Genomic DNA, 2,530 nt, shown 5'->3' with positions numbered 1-2,530 from the left:
GCGCCCGCGAGGACACCGGCCGCCGACGGCCCCCCGTGCAGCGCGGCCTTCAGGGCCAGCACGGTGACCACGGCGGCCGACAGCGTCGTACGCCGCCAGGCCAGCCGGGTGCGCTCGGGCTGGAGGCCGGGGTCCCGGTCCGCGCCTCCCGCCCCGGTCCTCACCCCTCCCACCCCACCAGCACGACCACGACCATCGCGACCGCCACCACCGCCACGACCAGGCTCAGCAGCACCGGGAACCGGGAGGCGGGCAGATCCTCGCCGCGCCGCATCGCCCGTTCGCAGCGCACCCAGTGGTTCACCGCCCGCAGGGAGCACAGCACCCCGGCCCCGAGCAGCGCGAGCGCCAGCCCGACCCGCCAGGCCCAGCGCAGATCGGGCAGGAACTGGTCCACCGCGAACCCGCCGCCGATCAGCGCCAGCGCGGTGCGCAGCCAGGCGAGGAAGGTGCGCTCGTTCGCCAGCGAGAACCGGTAGTCGGGCGTGCCGCCCTCCTCCCGCACCCGTTCCGGCGCGAACCACAGCCGGATGTTCCGCACGAATTCGCTCACCCGGCCGACCCTACCGGGCGGTCACCCACCCGCCCGGAACGCCCGCAGCCGCTCGTAGGCCGCCAGCCCGTCCGGCACCCACTCCCAGGTGCCGAGCCGCCGCTCGACCTCCTCCTCGGGCAGGAAGGCGTGCCACTGCACCTCCTCGGCCTGCGGATGTACGGGCAGGTCGCAGCGCACCTCGTACACCGCCGACCACCAGCTGTTCCCGGCGCCGTCGTCGTAGAGGAACCTGAACAGGAAGGCGGGCCGCGGCAGTCCGCTCACGCCCAGCTCCTCCTCGGCCTCGCGCAGCGCCGCGTCGTCGTAGGACTCGCCCGCGCCGACGACACCGCCGACGAACATGTCGTACAGGGAGGGGTACACCAGCTTGGTCGCCGTGCGCCGGTGCACGAAGAGCCGGCCGGCCGCGTCCCGGGCCTGGACGAACACACAGCGGTGGCGCAGGCCGAGGGCGTACGCCTCGCCGCGCGGGCGCCGGTCGACGACCCGGTCGTGCTCGTCGACGATGTCGAGGATCTCGTCAGCAGGATTCATGCCCGTCATCCAAGCAGGACCCGCACCGGGCGCCCGTGCCAGGCAGGGCCCGTACGGGTCCGGGCCGGGCGCCGGATCAGCGCCGCTGGAGGTCCGCGGTGCCCTGCTCCGCCTCGCCCGCGCCGCACGGCATCGCCGGGTGCAGCCCGAGCAGCACGATGCCCCCCACCACGGCCGCGAGCCCGGCCGCCTCCCACGCCAGCGCCCCGGTGTCGGTGCGCAGCCGGTCCCCGAGGAAACCCACCCCGCACAGGATCCCGGCGAGCGGCTCGGCCGCGGTCAGCGCGGGCAGCGACATCCGCAGCGGCGCCGTCTCGAACGCGCTCTGCACCAGCACCAGTCCGGTGATCCCGCAGGCCACCACGCCGTACGGCTGCCAGCCGGTGAGCAGTCCGGTGAGGCCGCCGTCGGAGAAGCGGGTGCCGCTCACCCGGGTCAGCGCGTCCTGGACGCCGTACAGCAGCCCGGCCGCCAGCGCGAGCAGCACCGGGCCGCCGCTCAGCCGGGAGCGCTTGGCGTACGTCGTCATCAGCAGGGCCGCGCCCACCACCGCGCCGATGATCAGCCAGTGCCGCACCGGATCGGTGACGGCCGTGCCCGCGCGCGGCTCGCCCGCCATGATGAACGCGCTCACCCCGCCCGCGAGCAGCAGCAGCCCGGCCCAGCCCTGGCGGCCGAGCGGCTGTCTGGTCTGGTGCCGGGAGAGGGCGAGCGCGAACAGCAGGTTGGTCGCGAGCAGTGGCTCCACCAGTGAGATCTCGCCCTTGCCGAGGGCGATGGCGCCCAGCACCATCCCGGCCACCATCAGCGCGAGGCCCCCCAGCCAGCGCGGGATCCGCATCAGGTCGAGCAGCAGCCGGAAGGAGAGGAAGTCGCTGAGCGGCGCGTTCTGCGCCGCGTTCTGCTGGAGGACGAATCCGAAGCCGAGGCAGCAGGCCGCGCTCACGGCGAGAAGCAGAACCAGAACGGACACGCTGTGTACCTCGATCATCCGGCCGGACCACGGGCGTGTAGTGGCCGACTGTAGCGCTACCGGAACGGCAATGCCCCGGAAGTACCCGGAACCGGGCGGTTGCACGCCATGGTCCGCAACCCGGGCGCGGCGCGCCATGGCGTGCGCCACATCCGTACCGAGGATCCCGGGACATCCGTACGGATCCCGGGGCGCACGGCCCGGTACGGCGGGGCGGGCGGGCATGGCATACGCCACAGGAATGTCCCCGCGTTCACGTCCGCGACGGGCCCCACCTGCGCCGCGAGGGCTCAAGTTCCCTTGTGCGCAGGGAAGTTGAAGGAAAGAACAGTCTCGTTCCGCTTGACGCGACCCTTGGCGGGGGGTTTGCTGTGCGTGATCGGTCGATGGCAGCCCGAGAAACAGGAAGCCCCGCGGTGCCCCCTTCCACGCCTCTGCTCGGCCCGCGCCGGGCCGCAACGGATCCG

General features: G+C 73.7%; 4 protein-coding genes. All 4 read right to left on the bottom strand.

Going from position 1 to position 2,530, the window contains the following annotated elements:
* On the bottom strand, positions 1-164 hold a 164-nt coding region (locus H5J33_RS36865; protein WP_181798063.1), incomplete at its 3' end, for a DUF202 domain-containing protein.
* Positions 161-553, bottom strand: a complete 393-nt coding sequence (locus H5J33_RS30830; protein ID WP_181798062.1) for a DUF202 domain-containing protein — start codon at positions 551-553, stop codon at positions 161-163. The genes H5J33_RS36865 and H5J33_RS30830, both read right to left, overlap by 4 nt.
* Positions 554-574: 21 nt before the next feature.
* Positions 575-1,090: an NUDIX hydrolase gene (locus H5J33_RS30825; RefSeq protein WP_181798061.1), complete on the bottom strand. Its 516-nt coding sequence runs from the start codon at positions 1,088-1,090 to the stop codon at positions 575-577.
* Positions 1,091-1,166: 76 nt separating this feature from the next.
* The gene (locus H5J33_RS30820) at positions 1,167-2,063 is read right to left on the bottom strand and encodes a DMT family transporter (RefSeq protein ID WP_181798060.1); all 897 of its coding nucleotides are present in this window, start codon (positions 2,061-2,063) and stop codon (positions 1,167-1,169) included.
* Positions 2,064-2,530 lie beyond the last annotated feature (467 nt).

This window comes from Streptomyces sp. WELS2, from assembly GCF_013870595.1.
GTDB lineage: Bacteria > Actinomycetota > Actinomycetes > Streptomycetales > Streptomycetaceae > Streptomyces.
This window is presented reverse-complemented; position numbering and strand designations above follow the sequence as displayed.